Raw genomic sequence first — 19131 nt, 5'->3', positions numbered from 1 at the left:
AACCCGAAATCCGGCTGCGATGAAGCCGGGCGATAAGGCTCCCATCGTTTCAGCGATCGGAGCCTTTACCCTCTCCGGAAACGAGAAGGTCGTGGACACGGCCATATCCCGTAAAACCTCGCAACGAGAGGACTGACAATGTTGAAATACGCCACTGCATTCCTGCTGCTGACGGCTGCCGCTGCATCCGCGCAACAGATGTCGATGAACGACCGGCTCGCACTGCGCGACAACTGCAAACAGGATATCCAGAAACTGTGCCCCGGCATCAAGCCGGGCGACGGCCAGCTGATGGCCTGCATTCAGGAGAAGAAGGCCCAGCTCTCAAAGGAATGCGCCGCAACGCTTGACGACCTGAGGGCCAAAGCGGCCAAGAACTAACCGCCCATTTCCATTGCCAGCGGACCGGGCCATACGCCGCCCGGTCTGCTGGCCCGATCCATGCTTCGGACATCCGAGCCGGTGGGCACGGGTCCGTGTCAGGAGATCTCCATGAATATCATCACCAGCATCACCGCCTCCGCACTGGTCGGCCTTTCGGCCTTCAGCTTCCCCTCTGCGCCTTCGGAAACCACGCAGGCCCCGTCTTCCCGGATAGAATTCGCCGAGGCCGATATCGCCTGCGTCGCCAAAGCCTCAGCCTTTGCCGAGGTTGCGGATCTTGCCTATCTCTACCGTGAGAACGGCGAGGTCTTTGTCGGCGCGATCGAGGAACTGCGTGACCAATTGCTGGACTGCCTAGCGACCTTCGATGACGGTGAAGGCCAGAGCGCCTATCCGGCCGGCAACCGGCTGAAACTGATCTGATTTGGCAGCGTTAGCCTCAGCGCTCCAAGCCTTCCGCGGGCAGACAGACGGTGGCGACAAGACCGGAGCCAGTAGTTTTGTTTTCAAGCGTGATCGCCCCGCCATGAGCATCGAGGATCTGCCTGACGATGGCCAATCCAAGGCCGGTGCCGCCATGGCTGCGGTTTCGCGATGGTTCGGCCCGAAAGAATGGCTCGAAGACGAAGGGCATGTCCTTCTCTTCTATGCCCGGTCCGTCATCCTCAACGATCAGGCAGGCCATGCCGTCACGCCTCTCCGTTCTGATCCGGGCGTGGGTGCCATAACGCAAGGCGTTGGAGAGCAGATTGTCGATCACCCTTAGCAATGCCTTACGCGGAAGCCGGACTTTAAGGGGATTAGCCGACAGTGCGAGATGAACGACATCTCCAGCGGAAGCGACTTCCGCGGCAGACGCGCTGATCGCCGCATTCAGTTCCACCGTTTCCGCTTCGGATCCGGCCGAGCTTTCGCTGGCGAACAGAAGCACGTCGTTCAGCAATTGCTCCATGGTCTCGACATCGTGAATGGCCTTTTCGCGGTGAGTGCCCGCAGGCATCATCTCCAGCCGCAGACGAAAACGCGTGAGATAAGTCTTCAGATCGTGCGAGATTGCGCCAAGAAACAGGGTGCGATTATTGACGAGGCCGAGGATGCGCCCCTGCATGGCATTGATCGCTCGGATCAGGGTGCGAAGCTCCCTTGCCCCCCTCTCCTTCACCTGAACCGGCTCGATGCGGTTTCCGAGTTCATCGACAGTTCGCGCCAACTGGGCAAGCGGCCGCGTTTCACGCGCCACGGCAAGCACGGCGATGATAGCCACGACGATGCCGAAGAAGCCGGCGAGGAAACCGACCGGCAGGTTCCAGACCCGCAATGTCGTTTCGTCGGAAACGGAAAACTGCGCCATCTCACCGGAGTTCAACCCGACGACGAATATCATCAGCGAGGAATTTCGCCGATGCTCGCCGGATTTTACCGCACCGACCCGGACAATCCGCCCCGGTTCGAGATCGTCGATCATCTTCTGGGTAAGCACGCCCATGCGCCCGAGGCTGAAATCATCCTCGAAGCCTTCGGGCATGGCGGAAATCACCGAGACCTGGAACCCGGATACGCTCGACACAGCAAGCACATCCTCACGGTTACGGGTCTCGGTTTCATCGAGCAGACGAACGACGGCGGCGATGCGCTTGGCGATGGCGAAAGGCGGCGGCGGGGATCGCTCGCCATGCAGATAGGAGATCACCACGACCAGTTGGCTGACGAACAGCGCAGCCGTGACGATCAGCGCGATACGGGCGACGATGCCGATCTTTCTCAACAACATTCAGCCGTCCGTCACAGTCGGGTTGAACAGGTAACCGACATTGCGCACGGTCGTGATGACCCGCACATCCGGGGGCAGGCAGGCGGCAAGTTTGGTTCGAAGACGCGAGATCGTCACGTCGATCGTCCGATCATAGGTCTCGGCGGACGATCCGCGGGTGAAATCGAGCAACTGGTCGCGTGAGAGAACCCGCTTCGGTCGTTCGAGGAAACAGGCGAGAAGATCGAACTCGGTGGTGGTGAGCGGCACGCTCGCCCCGTCTTCCGTCGTGATGCTGCGCGCTTGCGGATCGACGACGAGGCCGGCGAAGCGTTTGACCGAATTGCCCGGTTCCGTCGCCGCTCCCCGCCCCGTCGTGCGGCGCATCACGGCCCGCATGCGGGCAAGCAGTTCGCGCGGATTGAAGGGTTTTCCGAGATAATCATCGGCGCCGAATTCCAGCCCGACGATGCGGTCGATCTCGGCGGTCTTTGCGGTCAGCATGATGATCGGCACCTGGGACCGTGCACGGATGCGCTGGCAGAACGACAAGCCGTCCTCGCGCGGCATCATCAGGTCGAGAATGATCAGATCCGGCCAGCGGCGCTCGACCAGCCGGTCGGCAGATGGCGGGCTATCGGCGGTCTGCACCAGATAGCCTTCGCCGGTCAAAAACTCATCGAGCAGGTCGCGAATTTCCGGATCGTCCTCGACAACCAGAATTTTCAACTGTTCATCCATTTTGCGCTGCTCCATCACCCGACCGGGCATGAGCCTATCAGACAGGACTGCGATTTCGAGACGATTTCGGATTTGTTGCAATTTGTTGCAGCGTCGCCGGAATGCTGGGCCGATCGGCATGTCCGCCTGCAAACTTTTGTAGCAAAGCTGAAACAGGGCTTCAAAACGGACGCGGGACAATGGCGGCTTCTTCAATACAAGGAGCCGAGCTTTCCATGTCCGCAATTTACCTCTCACACGACATCCGGGCGGCAGAAGCCCTCCAAGCGATGCCCGCGATGCGCAAAGCCGCGTCGCTTGCAATACTGGCGCTGCTGGTGCTCTTCTCCTTCGGAGGCATCAACAAGGCGTCTGCTGCAACCAACGGCATGGCGGTGACCAGCGTCAACCTGCGCGCCGGGCCGAGCACACGCTATCCGGTGGTGATGGTCATGCCGCAGAGTGCCTCGCTTGCCGTCTATGGCTGCACCGGAGACCGGTCGTGGTGCGATGTCAGCTGGTCGAGCGCCCGCGGCTGGGTGGCGGCGAGCTATATCCAGGTCTTTTATAATGGTCGCCCGACAGTGCTGACCGCGTCTATCGCGCCGGTCGTCGGCATCGCCACGGTCGCGTTTACCGTCGCCTATTGGGACGCGCATTATCATTCGCAGCCCTGGTACGCGCATTGGGATCGCTATTACATCGGCGGCGGATCGCGTTCGGTCGCTGCCGGTTGTGGAGACCGCGGATGCGGCGCTGCAGCGGTGACCCGCGGTCCCTATGGCGGTGCGAGGGCTGCGGCAGGCGGATGCGATGATGGAAATTGCGGCGCGGCTGCAGTCACCAGAGGCCCGAATGGCGGCGGACGGGCGGCCATCGGCGGCTGCGGTCCGGAAAAATGCGCCGGCGCATCGGTCACCCGCGGACCACTCGGCAATACGCGAATTCGTCACGGCTCGATCGACCGGCCGTAACGCGATAGAGCGGCTCCGCCTTTCCGTGATAGGCGAAACCGCTCTATCGATTTTTTTCTGATCGCAATTCCGGACGCAAAACCGGTTCCCACTTTTGCTGGAATTGCTCATAGCCCGGCTGCCGAACACCAGCCGGGCTATGTGATCTTCTTATCCGTGCGCGAGATCGAAGACGTGGTGATGGATATGTCCTTCGAACATTTCCAGCAGGCCCTTGGTCATCTCGCGGCTTTCATAGCGAACCGGAGAATCCAGCGCAGCGGCAAGCGCCTCGCGGCTGTCATAGGCGGTCCACAAAACCATCGGAAAGGGCGGAGCGCCCTCGTCGCGTTCGACGGCGTACAGGACCTTGACCTCTCGGATGCCGGGGAAAGCCAGCCACATCGGCATCAGCTTTTCCGCGACATAGACCTTGAAGGCGCCTTCCTTGCCAGCATGGATCGAGCCTTCGAAAAATGCCTGACGGATGATCATCGCTGGCTATCCTCAGTTGACGGTGGTCGGCGGCTTTTCGCCGGCGAAGTAGGCAGCAAGGTTTTTCAGGACCATTTCGCCCATGCCCATGCGGGTTTCATGCGTCGCGCTGCCGACATGCGGCAGAAGCACGGTGTTCGGCGCGGTGAAGAATTCCTCGCGGATATTCGGCTCGTTGACGAAGACGTCGAGGCCGGCACCGGCGATCTTGCCGGCGGTCAGGGCTGCAAGCAGCGCATCTTCATCGACCACCGTGCCACGGGCGATATTGATGAGATAGCCGTTCGGGCCAAGCGCTTCGAGCATCTCGGCATTGACGATGTTGAAGGTCTCGGCATTGGCGGAGATGACGACGCAGAGAACGTCGCTGTCGCTCGCGAGATCGAGCGGCGTGGCGCAGGCTTTCCAGCTCGTGTCCTTGACCGGCGAGCGGTTCCAGTAGCGAACGTCCATGCCGAAGGCTTCCGCCTTGCGGCCGACGGCCTTGCCGATCTGGCCGAGGCCGAGAATGCCAAGCTTCTTGCCCTTGGGGCTGGTGGCGAGCGGGAAACCGCCCTTCTTCCAGTTGCCGCTGCGCACATAGGCATCACCGGCGACGACCTGGCGGAGAGTAGCGAGGATGAGCGCGATGCCGACATCGGCGACATCATCGGTCAGCACGCCGAGCGTGGTCGCGACATCGACATTGCGCTCACGGGCGAATTTCAGGTCGATCTTATCAGTGCCGACGCCGTTGACGGCGACAACGCCGAGGTTCGGCAGCTTTTCGATCCACTCCTTGGAAATGCCGCCGCCGCCGCCTGTCGCAGCCGCACGGATGCGCGGCAGCGCTTCCTCGATCGACTGTTTCTGGCTTGGGTCATAGGCGCGATGCACGGTGTAGAGCGCATCGAGCTGTTCCTCGATCGGCTTCATCATCTGTTCGAGAAGCAGGAGGTCCGGTTTCATCTGCAGTATCCTTATCGATTTTGGATCAGGCGATCTGGCCGAGGAAGTTCTTCAGACGCTCGTTCTTCGGGTTTTCGAAGAATGTATCAGGCGGCCCCATTTCCAGAATTTCACCGCGATCCATAAAGATCACCCGGTCGGCCACCTGACGCGCGAATCCCATCTCGTGGGTTACGCAGAGCATGGTCATGCCTTCCTTGGCAAGGTCGATCATCGTATCGAGCACTTCCTTGACCATTTCCGGATCGAGTGCGGAGGTCGGCTCGTCGAACAGCATGATCTTGGGGTTCATGCAGAGCGCGCGGGCAATCGCCACACGCTGCTGCTGGCCACCGGAAAGCTGCGCCGGGTATTTTTCGGCCTGTTCGGGAATGCGGACACGCTCAAGGAATCGACGGGCCGTCTTCTCGGCTTCGGCCTTGGAAATGCCGCGTACCTTCATCGGCGCGAGCGTGCAGTTTTCGAGCACGGTCATATGCGGGAAGAGGTTGAAGCTCTGGAAGACCATGCCGGTTTCCTGGCGGACCAGATCGATATTCTTGCCACCGGCGGTCAGGTCGTGACCATCGACGACGATACGGCCCTGCTGGATGACTTCCAGCTGGTTGATGCAGCGGATCAGCGTCGACTTGCCCGAGCCGGACGGCCCGCAGATGACGATGCGCTCACCGCGATTGACCTCGAGGTTGATGTCCTTGAGGGCGTGGTAGGCGCCATACCACTTGTTGACGCTTTCCATATGCACGGCCAGATCGGAAGTCCCGCGCACGGCCGCCGCTGTTGCGTTCGCTTTTGCCTCGGTCATGCGAGGAACTCCTTCAGTCTTAAATTACTTCTTGGCGACGAAATCCGGCAGCGGCGAACCGAGCCACTTTTCGTGGATCTTGTTCAACTCGCCATCCGCCTTGGCCTTTTCGACGAAAGCGTTGACAGCGGTCAACAATTCAGCCGAACCCTTGCGAACGGCGATACCCTGAACCTGCTGGCTGAGCTGCAGTTTCTGGTCGAAACGACCCGGAGCTGCCTGCTCGATCTGGGTGGCGACGACGTTGGAGACGCCGATCAGTTCGACCTGACCGGACAGCAGTGCCTGAACGGCGCTGGCATCGTCATCGAAACGCTGGATCTTGGCGTCCTTCGGAGCGACCTTGGTGACGGCCGTATCCTGCGTGGATGCACGGGCGACGCCGATCGTCTTTCCAGACAGGTCTTCCGGCTTGGAAACCTTGGTGTCGGATGCGCCGAAGACGCCGATCGAGATACCGGCATAGGGCTGCGAGAAGTCGACATTCTTGGCGCGTTCTTCGGTGATGCCGAGCGAAGCGACAAGCAGATCGACCTGATTGCTCTGCAGGTAGGGAATGCGGTTCGGGCCGGTGACCGGAACGATCTGGACCTTGACGCCCCATTCGGCGCCGAGCAGCTTGGCCACGTCGGCGTCATAGCCGTCCGGCTGGTTCGACGTGTTCATGATGCCGAATGGCGGAAAGTCGACCATCATGCCGATCTTGACCGTGCCGGCCGACTTTATGGTTTCGACCGTCTGTGCCGATGCGAACGAAGCGGTTGCCCCGATGACCAGAGCGGCGCCGATGCCGGCCATTGCCATGCGTCTCGAAATGCTCATGTTCCTACCCTTTCTTGTCCACCGGCATCCTCCCGCCGGCTAAGGACCGGTCAACGCGTTGTCGACCGGGAAAACTTCACTTCCATGCGACGTGCAAGCAGCGACAGCGGCCAGCACAGGATGAAATAGACCGCAGCCACGGTGCCGAACACCATGAACGGGCTGAATGTCGCATTGTTGATGATCTGCCCCTGACGCGTGAGCTCGGTGAAACCGATGATCGCGGCAAGCGAGGTGCCCTTGATCAACTGCACGAGGAAACCGACCGTCGGCGCAATCGCAATCCGGCTTGCCTGCGGCAGGATGATGTAGCGCATGCGGTTGAAGTAACGCAGGCCAAGGGCGGTAGCCGCCTCACGCTGGCCGGGCGGGATCGCCTCGATGCAGCCACGCCAGATTTCGCCCAGAAACGCGCTGGCATGCAGGGTCAGCGCGACAGCCGCCGCGATCCACGGATTGATGGCAAAACCCATGATGTTCATACCGAAGAACACCAGGAAGAGCTGCATCAAGAGCGGCGTGCCCTGGAAGACGCGGATGAAGCCGGTAGCAAGCAGCCGCGGCCATTTCGCATCGGAGACGCGGGCAAGCGCGATCAGCAGACCACCGACGCCACCGCCGGCAAAGGCGATTGCGGAAAGCGCAATCGTCCACTGCGCTGCCATGACGATGATCCAGAACTCGTTAATGCCAAAAGGTCTGATAAGCATGATCCGGCCCTCCTCAGCGGCTCAACGGATATCGGAAGGCGGCCTTCTCGATCATCGAGAAGATCGCGGAAAACCCGATCGACATGACGAGATACATGGCCGTGATGACGATATAGACCTCGAAGCTGGCGAAGGTCGCCGACTGCAGGTCATTGCCGGCAGCGGCCAGATCATCGGCGGAGATCGCGGAGACCACGCTGGAGGTCAGCATCAGATAGATGAATTGGCTGGTCAGCGCCGGGTAAACCGTCCGGAGCGCCGGTTTCATGATGATGTAACGGAAGATCTTCAGCTTGGAGAGGCCGAGTGCGGTACCCGCCTCGATCTGCCCCTTCTGGATCGACTCGATGCCGGCGCGGATGATTTCCGTGCCGTATGCACCGAAATTCACCACCAGCGCAACGAGCGCCGCACTGTTGGGCGACAGCCGGATGCCGAGCGACGGCAGGCCGAAGAAGATGAAGAAGATCTGCACCAGGAAGGGCGTGTTGCGGATGATCTCGATATAGGCATCGATGACCCAGCGCAGCGGCGCAACCCGCGACGTCTTGCCTGCAGCACAGAGGATCGACAGGATCAGGCCGATCACCATCGCCGCGCAGGACAGCTGCACCGTTACCCAGGCGCCGAGCAGGAGCTTGTCAAAACCCGCCAATACGGGCTCGAAATTGAAAGTGTACAAGGGCTCCTCCGCGCTCGTATGCCGCACCTCCATGCGACGATTTAGATCGATCTAAATCAGTTGTCCGACAACGTCAACCCGATTCTTGCTGTCTTCCCAAGCTGCTTCCACGCCAAATGGCGCTTGATTGGCGAATATGCAGCTGCGGTGCCTTCACGAGTTTGCGAGGCGCCAGATCCGGCTGGGCCAATCGATCCAGAAGCAGCTTTGCAGCTCCTTCCCCGATCGCTTCGGGAAAGGTTGCAACGGATGTCAGGCGCGGGCGCATTGCCTCGGCATCCGCGACATCGTCAAAACCCACCAGCGAGAAATCGCGACCAATGCTGATGCCGAGATCGTAGAGCCCGGCAGCGAGGCCGAGAGCGACGACATCGTTAAAGCAGACGACTGCGCTCGATCGACGCGAACCTTCGGTAAACAATCCGGCGGCCTCCGCGATTGCGGCAATCTGGTGCGGCACGCGGATGACATTTTCGGGGTCGAGCCCACGCGCCTGCATTGCGTCACGAAAGCCGTCGACACGCTCCTGGTAGGCCGAATGAACCGGACCATGCAGGGCGAAAGCGATATCCCGATGCCCGAGTTCCGCCAGATGATCCACCGCCTGGCGCATGCCAAAAGCATAATCGACACCGGCATAATCGCAATCGTCGGTAACGCGGCGCAGGACCTGGACGAGTGGCAGGTCCCACTCGACCATCTTCTCGACCAGCGACATCTCCGTTTCAGCGGCCGGGCAGAGGATGATGCCATCGACGCCGTGTTCGCGCATGCGCGTCAGCAATGTTTCCTGACGGGCGACGAGGTCTCCGCTATTGACCAGGATCACCACCATGCTGGCTGAATCGATGACCCGATCAATGCCCGCCAGCAATTCGGTGAAGAACGGATTGACGAGGTTTGGAATGACGACGCCGATCGTCAGGCTGCGATCGGCCCTGAGCCTTGCCGCGCCCATATTGTAGACATAACCAAGCTCCTGCATCACCGCCTCGACCTTGGCGCGGGTCTCGGTACTGACCAGCGGGCTCTTGCGGATGACGAGCGACGCTGTTGCGCGCGAGACGCTGGCATGACGGGCAACATCCAGCAGTGTGACGCGATTTTTCTTTCGGCCTTCGGATAACATGGCTGTGCATCGTCCTCCCGAGCCGAAGCAGTATTGCGCCTATAGATTGATCGCTATCAATCCTCGGTCAATCCTTCGGCGAGCACGAAAATCGATTACCCTCAGTTTCCGACAGTGTATCCTATCGCTCCAGAGCGACCGTCTTGATGACCGCAAAGATGGATTTGTCGACGGCAAGCTGCAGCCGCTCCACCGAGAGCGTGGTGATGCGGGCAAGCACGATATCGTCGCCTGAGCGGATGTGGATACGCGCCATTCCCTCGCCATCCGGCTCGATCGAAGACACATGTCCTTCGATGATATTGAGCGCGCTCAGGCCTTCCGGGCGGATCGTCGCGACCATCACATCCCGTTCGGGAATATGAATGCGCACGTTCTGGCCGGCGACAAGCCTTGCGGTCGGCACAGTCATGCTGGCCGCCGAAAGATTGACCGTTGAAAGGCCGTGCGCAGTATCCACCATCTGAACTGTGCCGGACAGTACCGCACCGGCTTCCCGTCGGTCGGTGGATGGCAGTGAGAGAATTTCGGATGGTGTACCGTTTGCTTCGACCCGGCCATCCTTCATCATCACCACCTTATGGGCGAGCTGCGCCACCTCGGCAACCGAATGACTGACATAGACGATCGGCGTTGCCGTCTCGTCGCGCAGGCGCTGCAGATAAGGGAGGATTTCGGCCTTGCGCGCTTCGTCGAGTGCGGCAAGCGGTTCGTCCATCAACAGCAGGCGCGGGGCCGAAAGCAGGGCACGACCGATTGCCACGCGCTGCTTTTCGCCACCGGACAGGCCGCCGGGCCGCCGCTCCAGCAGCGCATCAATGCCAAGCATGTCGATGATCCGGTCGAACTCGGCCGATTGCGCATTCTTCGGCGCGAACCAGCGGCCATAGGTGAGGTTCTGGCGGACCGAGAGATGCGGGAAAAGTCGACCTTCCTGAAAGACGTAGCCGAAGCGCCGCCTGTGCTTGGGCACGAAAATGCGTTTTTCCGTATCGACCAGCACTTCGCCATCGATCACCAGCCGACCATGATCGGGTTTCGAAAGACCTGCAATGATCCGGACCATGGACGTCTTGCCGGACCCCGAACGGCCGAACAGCGCGGTGACCCCGCCTTCGGATGAAAAGCCGGCATCGAGCGAGAAGGCCCCAAGCTTTTGTCTTGCTTCGACGAGAAGGGTCATTGCGGGCTCACCCTCTTTCCAACGACATGAGCAAGCAGTTCCGACGCGAGCAATGCGGCAAAGGAAATGACGATCGCGACGATGGTGAGGCGCATGGCGCCGAGATCGCCGCCCGGCACCTGAGTGAAGGTGTAGATGGCGGCCGACAGCGTCTGCGTCTCGCCCGGAATGTTGGAGACGAAGGTGATCGTTGCGCCGAACTCGCCCATCGCCTTTGCAAATGCGAGGATCATGCCGGCAATGATACCGGGCAGGATCAGCGGCAACGTGACGGTCAAGAACACCCAGGCAGGGCTTGCACCAAGCGTTCCGGCGGCCTCCTCAAGCTTGCGATCGACGCTCTCGATCGACAGGCGGATGGAGCGCACCATCAGCGGAAACCCCATAACGCCGCAGGCAAGCGCAGCCCCCGTCCAGCGGAAGGAAAGAACGATGCCGAGATATTCGTTGAGGAAAGAGCCGATAACGCCGCGGCGGCCGAAAAGCACGAGCAGGATGAAACCGGTAACGACAGGCGGCAGGATCAGCGGCAGATGGACGATGCCGTTGAGGATCGACTTGCCCCAGAATTTTCCCCGCGCCAGTAGATAGGCGGTAACGATGCCGAAGGGCAGACTGACGATCATGGCGATGCCGGAGACCCAGAGACTGAGCCTGATCGCCACCCATTCCTCATCGCTCAATACCAGCCAGTCCAACGATCCACTCCGCATGAAAACGGCCTCCGCTGAAGCGGAAGCCGCCATTTCCTGTTGTTCAAGACGTTACTTCAGAACCGTAAAACCTTCCTTCTCGAAGAAGGGGGCGGCCTTGGAGGACTTCAGATAGTCGAGATAGGCACTAGCATCCGGCGCCTTGGATTCGGACAGGATAGCGATCGGGTAGATGATCGGAGCATGGCTTTCTTCCGGGAAGGTGCCGACGACGGCAACGCCCGGATCGGCAGCGGCATCGGTTGCGTAGACGATGCCGTAGGGCGCCTCGCCGCGGGAGACGAGTGCGAGTGCGGCGCGCACGCTTTCGGCACCGGCAACGCTTTTTTCGACCGATGCCCAGGTGCCGAGCTTTTCAAGCGCGGCCTTGCCGTATTTGCCCGCCGGAACGCTGTCCGGTGCGCCCATGGCAAGCTTGCCGCCGGCGAGAAGACCCGCGAGATCAAAGCCCTGTTTGATATCGACCGGCTTGGCATTTTCCTTCGGTGCGACCAGCACGATGCGGTTGCCGAGCCAGTTGGACTTGGTGTCTTCCTTCACCAGCTTCTTGTCGGAAACATATTTCATCCAGTCGAGGTCGGCCGAGATGAAGATGTCTGCCGGCGCGCCGCTTTCGATCTGTTTTGCAAGCGCCGAACTTGCCGCATAGGAGGCAGTCACTTCCTTAGCGGTTTCAGCGCTCCAGGCCTTGTTGGCTGCGTCGAGCGCGTTTTTCATGCTGGCGGCGGCAAATACGGTGACTTTTTCCTGCGCGGAGGCAGGTGTCATGGCCGATGCCATGACAGTGAAGGTCATTGCGGCCGCAACTACGGCTTTATTGATCCAGCGACGGTCAACGATTTTCATTGTCAGGCTCCCTCAATCATCGAAATATTCCGGCAAATATATCGAGACGCACCACCTTGGCCAGCGTTATATTTATCCGGATATAATGATTTTTCGCGGAGCACTTTTGTCGATCGTCACGCAAGCAGCAATCCAGGCTCGGCGGGGGAGCGTAAATATCGCTGGAGGAGGTCGAGACATCCTCCTCCACGAGGCGACGCTCAATCGTTCCATTCGATCCGGTTGAGGAAAATGCTTTCGTTCGGCGTCGGCGTAAAGGAGACCTGTTCGGCGGCGCCGTAGACAACGGAGGCCTGATAGAGCGGGATGATGAGGTTTTCCGCATTCACCTTCTCATGCACCTTTTTGTAGGCGGCCAGTCGCTCTTCCTGCGACAGCGACTTGCGGGCTAGATCGAGCGCTGCATCGATCTCGGCATCCTTGATGCTCGACCAGCCGCTCGACGAATGCAGCAGCGGATAGAGAATTCCGTCGGCATCCTGGCATCCGCAGCTCCAACGACTGAAGGCGATTGCGGGGATGACGCCAGGCCCACCCTGCATCTGCTTCAGCCAGTTGGGCATGTCGGTCATCTCGATCTCGATCTTCATGCCGGCATCGTTGAGCATCTGCTGGATCGCCTGCACGACGCGCTGGTCATAGACCGGCGAAGTCAAGAGCTTGATGGGTGTGTCTGCGCCGGGCGTGGAAGAGATGATCTCCTTTGCCTTGGCCGCATCGAAAGGCAGCGCCTCGATGCCTTCGACCCAGCCCATATGGGCGGGTGAGGCGATTTCCGGGACCGGCTTTTCTCCGGTCGCCAGGATGCCCTCGGCAATGCCGACCTTGTCGATCGCCATGGCGATCGCCTCGCGAACTGCAGGCTTGTCGAGCGGCGCCTTGGTGACATTCATGCCTAGATAGGCGACACGCTCGGTATTGCCAACCAGGGCCTTGCCCTTGCCCGACGACTGGATCTGCGCAACGAGGTCGCCGTTCAGATAGGTCGCAAGATCACTCGCACCAGCCTGCAGATTGGCAACGCGGGTCGCGGCATCCGGCACGGCGCGGAAGACGGCTTTCGGGAAGGCGCCCTTGTCACCCCAATAGCTCTCATTGCGCGCGAGCGTCACCTCGACGCCGCGCTGCCATTTTTCGAACTTGTACGGGCCGGAGCCTACAGGGCTGGGATTGAAGGCGTCCTTGCCTACTTTCTCGACTACGGCCTTCGGCACGATCGACAGTTTGACCAACTGGGCGAAGAGAGGCGGATACGGACCGTTGGTGGTCAGCGTCATCGTCGTCGGATCGTCAGCGACCGCATCGGTGATCTGGTTGAACTGTCCGAGTTGGGGGCTGGCGAAGGCGGGATCGGTGATGCGCTTCACCGAGAAGGCGACATCTTCGGCTGTCAGCTTAGTCCCATCATGGAAGGTGACGTCATCGCGGATCTTGAAGCGGATCTGTGTGTCGGAAAGATAATCCCAGCTGGTGGCAATCTGCGGGACGATCTTGCCCTCGTCATCACGCGTGACGAGGTTGTCGAAGACGTTGCGATAGACGTTGTAGCTGTCCGGATTCCACTGGACATGCGGGTCAAGCGACGACGGCTCGCCCGGCAGATCAATGACAAAAAGATCCTTAGAGGCGTAAGCCTGTAACGGTAATGCAATGCTGGTTGCGGCGAAAATGATGCCAGCGAGAATATGCCTGTGTGATCGCATGAGTTGTTCCCCTTATCAGCGAAAATCAGTTCTCGAAACGCCTTAGCTTGAACTGCTGACCGGCGCAGGTCATGCAACTTTATTCTAATTCTGAGATGTCAATTAAAATAAATGACATTTCATAAACCCATGTTGACATCTTAAATTTCGCTATGCAATCCTGAATGTCGAGGTGAACAGCTTGATGCCAGAAAGCCGGAATAGCTAGAAGGTTAGAGGGTATGGCCGAACACGGTCGGCTCCAGGAATCAGCTTTGACAAGTTTCGTGAATCTGACGATGAAGGGATCAGAGGACGGCCATTTCGGCTGCCAGAATAACGAATTGAGATACCAGAATGCTTGATAGTGATGCCTATTCGTCGCCGGTGCCCGGTCTGGGCAAAGGTCTCTCTGCCGAACAGACGCTGCGCAGCGCAATCGTGCATTGCGTATTGAAGCCCAGCGAAGTGCTTTCGGAGGCCCGGCTTTGCGATGAGTTCGCCATCGGCCGCGGTGCGGTGCGCATGGCCCTTCAGCGCCTTCAGGCGAGCGGCCTTGTGACGTCGGCACCCAGAAGCGGCTGGCAGGTCGCCCCGGTTTCTGCCGGCGAGATTCGCGAAATCGTTGCCGGGCGGCGGCATCTGGAAGCCATTCTGGCGGAGGTGAAACTGACCGAGGCGGACCAGGCACATGTAGCGAAGCTGTGCGACATGTATGCGGCCCTTCACGGACGCAGCGACCCGTCTCTCGATCTGCAGGGAACGCTGCGGCGCGCTGAACGCGACCTGCTTTCACTGCTGGCAACACGGCTCAACATGCCGACGGTGAGCGGCTGGCTTTTCGACCTGTGGGATCGTTCGGCGCGGCTCGTCACATTTTTCGAGGCACGCAGCACGGCAAAGCTTAAGGGAGCCGACCGTGCGGCACTTGGAGCCTGCCTGCTTGCCGGCGACAGCGAAGGGGTCAAAGCGCATTTCGCCGCCGCGACCGACCTGCTGGAAGCCTATCTTGCAGCACGCTTTCTTGAATCTTCGGCCATCCTTAACGAACCGGTCACCCGCCGCAAGCGGGCCGCAAGGACCAAGGCCGAGACCAATGAATTTCAACCGAACCAGGAACGAACAAGGACGAACTGACAATGCCAGGTTTGAGACGTATTACTTCGGCACTTCTGCTTGCCGCCGCTCTGGGCGGAGCAACTTTCCTTAGCGGCCCCGCGAGCGCCAAGGACATGTTCGTCGTCGATCTGGTGAACGAGCCATCCTCGCTCGATCCGCAGAAGCAGTGGAACCCCGACAGCTATTACGTCTACCGCAACGTCTTCGACAACCTGATCACTCGCGACGATGCGGGAAAGATCGCACCGCAGATCGCAACAAGCTGGGAATACAAGTCTCCCTCCGAAGTCGTCTTCAAGCTGCGCAGCGACGTGAAGTTTCATGACGGCGAGAAACTGACCGCCGAGGATGTCGCCTTCTCGGTCACGCGGATCATCGATCCGGCCTTCAAGAGCCCGCAGCTCAGCCAGTTCAACAAGATCAAGTCGGCTGCGGTGACAGGCGAGAACGAGGTCACGATCACGACCGACGGGCCTTATCCGGTTCTGCTCGCTCAGTTGGTAAAGCTGTCGATCGTACCGAAACATGTGGTCGAGAAAATCGGCGACGACGCCTTCAATGCGGCACCCGTCGGCTCCGGCCCCTACAAGTTCGACCGCTGGGACCGCGGCTCGCTGGTCGCACTTTCGCGCAATGCCGACTACTGGGGCGACAAGGGACCGTTTGAAAAGGCCGAATTCCGCGCAGTTCCCGATGCAGCAACGCGCCTTGCCGATCTTCAGGCCGGCAATGCAGACCTGATCGTGACACTCGATGCCGACCAGGCGAAACAGCTGGAAGGCAGTGGTTCGGCCAAGGTGCTGAGTGCGCTGACGGAGCGTATCGCCTATCTGAAGCTCAACCCGACGATCGCGCCACTCGACAAACCGAAAGTCCGCCAGGCTGTCGCCATGGCGATCGACAAGCAGGGCATTGTCGAAGGCCTGCTCGGCGGTTTCGACAAGCCGGCAAGCCAGATGGCGAACAATACCTATTTCGGTTTCGTGCCTAACCTGAAGAACGTGGAATTCGACCCGGAAGCCGCAAAGAAGATCGTCGAGGAGACGGGCGCCGGCAAGACCAAGCTTTCGTTTGCGACCTCGCCGGTATTCGACCAGCGTATCGTGCAGGCGCTCGCACAGATGCTTTCCGATGTCGGCTTTAATGTCGAGATCCAGCTGACCGACATGGCGGCGTATCTGAAGCGTGCCCAGAGCGAACCGGCGCAGCAGGCGAATTTCGCCTTCGGCCGCTGGTCCTGCGCCTGCCAGGATGTCGACGGCGTGCTCTTCCCGCTTCTGCATTCCTCAAGCTCGTGGTCGTCACTGCGCGATCCGAAGATCGATGCGCTGCTTGTCGCCGCCCGCAATACGCTCGATGACAAGGAACGCCAGCATGCCTACGACGGCGTCGCCAAGTTTGTCGCCGACGACGTGCCGATGGTACCGCTCTACGAAGCTGCCGTTCTTTACGGCGGAGCCAAAAACCTTGAATGGCAGCCGACCGCCAACGAAAGCATGTTCCTGAACCGTATGTCCTGGAACGACTGATGGAAGCCGGCAGCGATCTGCAATCGTCGGATTGCTGCCCTCCCAACCAGCGGAAAAGCAAGTGCCGATCTTCTTTGCCAAGCGCCTTTTTCAAGCGCTGATCGCCATCTTCGGCGTGATGACCCTGATTTTCTTCCTGCAGCGGCTGGCTGGCGACCCGGTTCTGCTGCTGGTGCCGATGGATGCCTCGCAGGCGGATGTCGACCGGATGAGGATCGCGCTTGGCTTCGACCGGCCGGTCGCCATCCAGTATCTCGAATATATCGGCAACCTCATGTTCTTCGATCTCGGGCGCAGCTACGTGCAGAACATCCCGGTCGCCGAACTGATCTGGACCCGCGTTCCCTATACTCTGATGCTGGCTGCCGGCGCACTGGTGGTGGCCTTCGGGATCGGTATTCCGGTCGGCATCACGCTGGCGATCCGTCGCGGCAGGCCGATCGCGCGGCTGCTTTCCGCCCTTGTGCTTGCCGGGCAATCCATGCCGACCTTCTGGAGCGCCATCCTGATGATCATGGTCTTCGGCGTCTGGCTCGGCTGGGCACCGCCATCGGGTGCGCGTGAACTGTCGAGCATCGTCATGCCTTCGATCGCGCTCGGCCTTTTGTCGATGGCGACCTTTGCCCGTGTCGCGCGCACCGCCGTGCTCGACGAACTGGAAAAGGATTATGTGCGAACCGGCCACGCCAAGGGCCTGCCGATGCGCCGCATCATCTTCCGCCACCTGTTGCGCAATGCATCGATCCCGGTCGTGACGGTCTCGGCGCTGGAGATCGCCAATCTTCTGGCCGGTGCGGTCATTGTCGAGACGGTGTTTGCCTGGCCGGGGCTTGGACAATTGACCATACAGGCGATCACCGCCCGCGACTTCATGGTCGTGCAGGGTGTGGTTATGCTCGGCGCGATCACGGCCATCGGCCTCAATCTTGTTGCCGACCTGCTTTACAGCCTGATCGATCCGCGCATCCGCATGGGAGCCGGCTCATGAGTGCGCAACCGCAATCTGTCGCGCCCACCAAACCGGCAAGGTCCTCCAATATACCCTGGGCTACCCTGCCCTTCCTCATAGTCATCACAGCCATGGTGCTGCTCGCGCTCGCCGCACCGCTGGTGGCGCCGGTCGATCCGAACACGCAGAACCTTCTTGCCCGGCTGAAGGCACCCGGCACGGTCTCGCGCGGCGTCACCTATATTCTCGGATCGGACGAACTCGGGCGCGATGTCCTGAGCCGGCTGATCTACGGCGCACGGATTTCGCTGTTCGTCGCCTTTTCCTCGGTCCTCTTGTCCGGCACGCTCGGCAGCATATTAGGCATGATCGCCGCCTTTTATCGCGGCTGGGTCGAGATCGTCATCATGCGGCTGGTCGATATCGTGCTGTCGGTGCCGGCGATCCTGTTTGCCATCATCACCGTTGCGGTGATGGGGCCGGGCCTCGTCAACGTGGTCATCGTGCTGGCGCTGACCCGCTGGCCGCGTTATGCGCGCGTCGCCTATGGCCAGACGCTTTCGGTCGCCAACATGCCCTATGTGCGGCTGTCGCATTTCATGGGCGCGAGCTGGCTGCGGCTGCTCGGCCGGCATGTGCTGCCGAATATTGCAGGCTCGCTTGCGGTCGTCGCGACGCTCGAATTCGGCCTGATGGTGCTTTTCGAAGCGGGGCTTTCCTTCCTCGGCCTCGGCGTTCAGCCGCCGACGGCAAGCTGGGGGGCGATGCTTTCGACCGGCCGCAACTATGTGGCAACGGCCTGGTGGATCGCCACCTTTCCGGGGTTTGCCCTCTTCCTTCTCGTTTTATCGATCAACCTGATCGGCGACCACGTGCGTGACCGCCTCGATCCGAAAGCAAGGTAATCCCGACATGGATTTCAAGAATGAATTTGCCGGCAAGAAGGTCATCGTCACAGGTGCATGCGGCATTATCGGCGGCTGGATAACCAAGGCATTCGCGGAGGCCGGCGCGCAGCTCTGCCTCACCGACCACCGCGCCGAGGCACTGGCTGCGACCGTTGGCATCTACGGAGATCAGGCTTTCGGTATCACGACGAACCTGATGAGTTCGCCCGACATGGACCGTTTCGCCGCCGAGATCGCCAAACGATGGGGTGCGCCGGATATTCTCGTCAACAATGCCGGCATCTATCCCTCGGGCTTTCTGCTCGACATGGATATCGACGATTTCGACGCAATCATGGGCGTGAACCTCAGGGCGCCGTTCTATCTGTCCAAACTGTTTGCCCGGCAGATGGTCGGCAAGGGCGTGAAGGGATCGATCGTCAACATTTCCTCAGGTGCCGCCCGCAAGATGCGGCGCACCGCCGTAACCTATTCGACCTCCAAGACCGCACTCGATCGGCTGACAAAGGGATTTGCCATCGAGCTTGCTGAATACGGTATTCGCGTGAACATCGTCGAGCCGGGTTTTGCCGCCGGCAGCAGCGTTAGCGCCCTGAGCAAGGAACACATCAAGACGGTGACCGACGCCATTCCGCTCGGCCGTGCATCAACCAGCGACGACGTGTCGAATGCCGTGTTGTTCCTGTCGTCCTCCGCCGCATCCTACATCACCGGTGCGACGCTTGCCGTCGATGGCGGCAATTCGATCGGATCGCTCGCCGTCTATCAAGACAAGAAGAAAGCCCTCTAGGCCGAGGAGGAAGC

Annotated in this window: 21 protein-coding genes; 8 read left to right on the top strand and 13 right to left on the bottom strand. The window is 60.2% G+C overall.

Annotated features, from left to right (window positions below):
* Positions 1 to 138 precede the first annotated feature (138 nt).
* Together ACI3K0_RS15460 and ACI3K0_RS15455 are read left to right on the top strand one after the other, a co-directional pair.
* Positions 139 to 381: a cysteine rich repeat-containing protein gene (locus tag ACI3K0_RS15460; protein ID WP_404945579.1), complete on the top strand. Its 243-nt coding sequence runs from the start codon at positions 139 to 141 to the stop codon at positions 379 to 381.
* A gap of 111 nt (positions 382 to 492) precedes the next feature.
* Positions 493 to 807, top strand: a complete 315-nt coding sequence (locus tag ACI3K0_RS15455; RefSeq protein ID WP_404945578.1) for a hypothetical protein — start codon at positions 493 to 495, stop codon at positions 805 to 807.
* A 16-nt stretch (positions 808 to 823) separates the two neighbouring features.
* Here the strand turns inward: ACI3K0_RS15455 and ACI3K0_RS15450 are convergent, their stop codons facing one another.
* Both ACI3K0_RS15450 and ACI3K0_RS15445 read right to left on the bottom strand, forming a co-directional pair.
* Positions 824 to 2155 (bottom strand): ATP-binding protein, encoded by a 1332-nt coding sequence (locus tag ACI3K0_RS15450; protein ID WP_404945577.1) that lies wholly within the window; start codon positions 2153 to 2155, stop codon positions 824 to 826.
* Positions 2156 to 2875, bottom strand: a complete 720-nt coding sequence (locus ACI3K0_RS15445; protein WP_404945576.1) for a response regulator — start codon at positions 2873 to 2875, stop codon at positions 2156 to 2158.
* 215 nt (positions 2876 to 3090) lie between these two features.
* Between ACI3K0_RS15445 and ACI3K0_RS15440 the strand changes: the two genes are divergently transcribed.
* Positions 3091 to 3828: an SH3 domain-containing protein gene (locus tag ACI3K0_RS15440; protein ID WP_404945575.1), complete on the top strand. Its 738-nt coding sequence runs from the start codon at positions 3091 to 3093 to the stop codon at positions 3826 to 3828.
* Positions 3829 to 3978: 150 nt separating this feature from the next.
* Here the strand turns inward: ACI3K0_RS15440 and ACI3K0_RS15435 are convergent, their stop codons facing one another.
* The 11 genes from ACI3K0_RS15435 to ACI3K0_RS15385 form a co-directional block, all read right to left on the bottom strand.
* The gene (locus tag ACI3K0_RS15435) at positions 3979 to 4302 is read right to left on the bottom strand and encodes a hypothetical protein (protein WP_404945574.1); all 324 of its coding nucleotides are present in this window, start codon (positions 4300 to 4302) and stop codon (positions 3979 to 3981) included.
* Between the two features lie 12 nt (positions 4303 to 4314).
* Positions 4315 to 5250, bottom strand: coding sequence for a 2-hydroxyacid dehydrogenase (locus tag ACI3K0_RS15430; protein ID WP_404945573.1), 936 nt, complete (start codon positions 5248 to 5250; stop codon positions 4315 to 4317).
* A gap of 25 nt (positions 5251 to 5275) precedes the next feature.
* Positions 5276 to 6055 carry an amino acid ABC transporter ATP-binding protein gene (locus ACI3K0_RS15425; protein ID WP_404945572.1) on the bottom strand — a complete coding sequence of 260 codons (780 nt, stop codon included), beginning with the start codon at positions 6053 to 6055 and terminating at the stop codon, positions 5276 to 5278.
* Positions 6056 to 6079: 24 nt separating this feature from the next.
* Positions 6080 to 6877, bottom strand: a complete 798-nt coding sequence (locus tag ACI3K0_RS15420; protein WP_206826736.1) for a transporter substrate-binding domain-containing protein — start codon at positions 6875 to 6877, stop codon at positions 6080 to 6082.
* Between the two features lie 50 nt (positions 6878 to 6927).
* Positions 6928 to 7587 (bottom strand): amino acid ABC transporter permease, encoded by a 660-nt coding sequence (locus ACI3K0_RS15415; protein ID WP_148147037.1) that lies wholly within the window; start codon positions 7585 to 7587, stop codon positions 6928 to 6930.
* Between the two features lie 13 nt (positions 7588 to 7600).
* The gene (locus ACI3K0_RS15410; protein WP_404945571.1) at positions 7601 to 8269 is read right to left on the bottom strand and encodes an amino acid ABC transporter permease; all 669 of its coding nucleotides are present in this window, start codon (positions 8267 to 8269) and stop codon (positions 7601 to 7603) included.
* 73 nt (positions 8270 to 8342) lie between these two features.
* On the bottom strand, positions 8343 to 9398 hold the full coding sequence (locus ACI3K0_RS15405) for a LacI family DNA-binding transcriptional regulator (protein WP_404945570.1): 1056 nt from the start codon (positions 9396 to 9398) through the stop codon (positions 8343 to 8345).
* 121 nt (positions 9399 to 9519) lie between these two features.
* Positions 9520 to 10581, bottom strand: a complete 1062-nt coding sequence (gene modC / locus ACI3K0_RS15400; protein ID WP_404945569.1) for a molybdenum ABC transporter ATP-binding protein — start codon at positions 10579 to 10581, stop codon at positions 9520 to 9522.
* Complete coding sequence (gene modB, locus ACI3K0_RS15395; protein ID WP_183685662.1) at positions 10578 to 11294, bottom strand: molybdate ABC transporter permease subunit; 717 nt, start codon at positions 11292 to 11294, stop codon at positions 10578 to 10580. Before modB ends, modC begins: the two co-directional genes overlap by 4 nt.
* Positions 11295 to 11345: 51 nt before the next feature.
* On the bottom strand, positions 11346 to 12140 hold the full coding sequence (gene modA, locus ACI3K0_RS15390; protein WP_183685660.1) for a molybdate ABC transporter substrate-binding protein: 795 nt from the start codon (positions 12138 to 12140) through the stop codon (positions 11346 to 11348).
* A gap of 200 nt (positions 12141 to 12340) precedes the next feature.
* Complete coding sequence (locus tag ACI3K0_RS15385; protein WP_404945568.1) at positions 12341 to 13843, bottom strand: ABC transporter substrate-binding protein; 1503 nt, start codon at positions 13841 to 13843, stop codon at positions 12341 to 12343.
* A 336-nt stretch (positions 13844 to 14179) separates the two neighbouring features.
* On the opposite strand from ACI3K0_RS15385, the gene ACI3K0_RS15380 reads away from it, so the two are divergent.
* The 5 genes from ACI3K0_RS15380 to ACI3K0_RS15360 all read left to right on the top strand — a co-directional run bounded on the left by ACI3K0_RS15380 (position 14180) and on the right by ACI3K0_RS15360 (position 19117).
* Positions 14180 to 14959, top strand: a complete 780-nt coding sequence (locus tag ACI3K0_RS15380) for a GntR family transcriptional regulator (RefSeq protein ID WP_404945567.1) — start codon at positions 14180 to 14182, stop codon at positions 14957 to 14959.
* Positions 14960 to 14961: 2 nt separating this feature from the next.
* Positions 14962 to 16470: an ABC transporter substrate-binding protein gene (locus tag ACI3K0_RS15375; protein ID WP_404945566.1), complete on the top strand. Its 1509-nt coding sequence runs from the start codon at positions 14962 to 14964 to the stop codon at positions 16468 to 16470.
* A gap of 61 nt (positions 16471 to 16531) precedes the next feature.
* A complete protein-coding gene (locus ACI3K0_RS15370; protein ID WP_148147025.1) occupies positions 16532 to 17458 on the top strand; it encodes an ABC transporter permease in 927 nt (308 codons plus the stop codon).
* On the top strand, positions 17455 to 18324 hold the full coding sequence (locus ACI3K0_RS15365; RefSeq protein WP_404945565.1) for an ABC transporter permease: 870 nt from the start codon (positions 17455 to 17457) through the stop codon (positions 18322 to 18324). Before ACI3K0_RS15370 ends, ACI3K0_RS15365 begins: the two co-directional genes overlap by 4 nt.
* 7 nt (positions 18325 to 18331) lie before the next feature.
* Positions 18332 to 19117: an SDR family NAD(P)-dependent oxidoreductase gene (locus ACI3K0_RS15360; RefSeq protein WP_206826720.1), complete on the top strand. Its 786-nt coding sequence runs from the start codon at positions 18332 to 18334 to the stop codon at positions 19115 to 19117.
* The last annotated feature ends 14 nt before the right edge of the window (positions 19118 to 19131 follow it).

The sequence above is a fragment of the Rhizobium sp. ZW T2_16 genome (assembly GCF_044987325.1).
In the GTDB taxonomy this organism is placed as follows: domain Bacteria; phylum Pseudomonadota; class Alphaproteobacteria; order Rhizobiales; family Rhizobiaceae; genus Neorhizobium; species Neorhizobium cellulosilyticum.
This window is presented reverse-complemented; position numbering and strand designations above follow the sequence as displayed.

Excerpts from the sequence above, each read along its gene's own strand:
- ACI3K0_RS15460 (WP_404945579.1), top strand. The coding sequence starts at position 139 with ATGTTGAAATACGCCACTGCATTCCTGCTGCTGACGGCTGCCGCTGCA.
- ACI3K0_RS15455 (WP_404945578.1), top strand. The coding sequence starts at position 493 with ATGAATATCATCACCAGCATCACCGCCTCCGCACTGGTCGGCCTTTCG.
- ACI3K0_RS15450 (WP_404945577.1), bottom strand. The coding sequence starts at position 2,155 with ATGTTGTTGAGAAAGATCGGCATCGTCGCCCGTATCGCGCTGATCGTC.
- ACI3K0_RS15445 (WP_404945576.1), bottom strand. The coding sequence starts at position 2,875 with ATGGATGAACAGTTGAAAATTCTGGTTGTCGAGGACGATCCGGAAATT.
- ACI3K0_RS15440 (WP_404945575.1), top strand. The coding sequence starts at position 3,091 with ATGTCCGCAATTTACCTCTCACACGACATCCGGGCGGCAGAAGCCCTC.
- ACI3K0_RS15435 (WP_404945574.1), bottom strand. The coding sequence starts at position 4,302 with ATGATCATCCGTCAGGCATTTTTCGAAGGCTCGATCCATGCTGGCAAG.
- ACI3K0_RS15430 (WP_404945573.1), bottom strand. The coding sequence starts at position 5,250 with ATGAAACCGGACCTCCTGCTTCTCGAACAGATGATGAAGCCGATCGAG.
- ACI3K0_RS15425 (WP_404945572.1), bottom strand. The coding sequence starts at position 6,055 with ATGACCGAGGCAAAAGCGAACGCAACAGCGGCGGCCGTGCGCGGGACT.
- ACI3K0_RS15420 (WP_206826736.1), bottom strand. The coding sequence starts at position 6,877 with ATGAGCATTTCGAGACGCATGGCAATGGCCGGCATCGGCGCCGCTCTG.
- ACI3K0_RS15415 (WP_148147037.1), bottom strand. The coding sequence starts at position 7,587 with ATGCTTATCAGACCTTTTGGCATTAACGAGTTCTGGATCATCGTCATG.
- ACI3K0_RS15405 (WP_404945570.1), bottom strand. The coding sequence starts at position 9,398 with ATGTTATCCGAAGGCCGAAAGAAAAATCGCGTCACACTGCTGGATGTT.
- modC (WP_404945569.1), bottom strand. The coding sequence starts at position 10,581 with ATGACCCTTCTCGTCGAAGCAAGACAAAAGCTTGGGGCCTTCTCGCTC.
- modB (WP_183685662.1), bottom strand. The coding sequence starts at position 11,294 with ATGCGGAGTGGATCGTTGGACTGGCTGGTATTGAGCGATGAGGAATGG.
- modA (WP_183685660.1), bottom strand. The coding sequence starts at position 12,140 with ATGAAAATCGTTGACCGTCGCTGGATCAATAAAGCCGTAGTTGCGGCC.
- ACI3K0_RS15385 (WP_404945568.1), bottom strand. The coding sequence starts at position 13,843 with ATGCGATCACACAGGCATATTCTCGCTGGCATCATTTTCGCCGCAACC.
- ACI3K0_RS15380 (WP_404945567.1), top strand. The coding sequence starts at position 14,180 with ATGCTTGATAGTGATGCCTATTCGTCGCCGGTGCCCGGTCTGGGCAAA.
- ACI3K0_RS15375 (WP_404945566.1), top strand. The coding sequence starts at position 14,962 with ATGCCAGGTTTGAGACGTATTACTTCGGCACTTCTGCTTGCCGCCGCT.
- ACI3K0_RS15365 (WP_404945565.1), top strand. The coding sequence starts at position 17,455 with ATGAGTGCGCAACCGCAATCTGTCGCGCCCACCAAACCGGCAAGGTCC.
- ACI3K0_RS15360 (WP_206826720.1), top strand. The coding sequence starts at position 18,332 with ATGGATTTCAAGAATGAATTTGCCGGCAAGAAGGTCATCGTCACAGGT.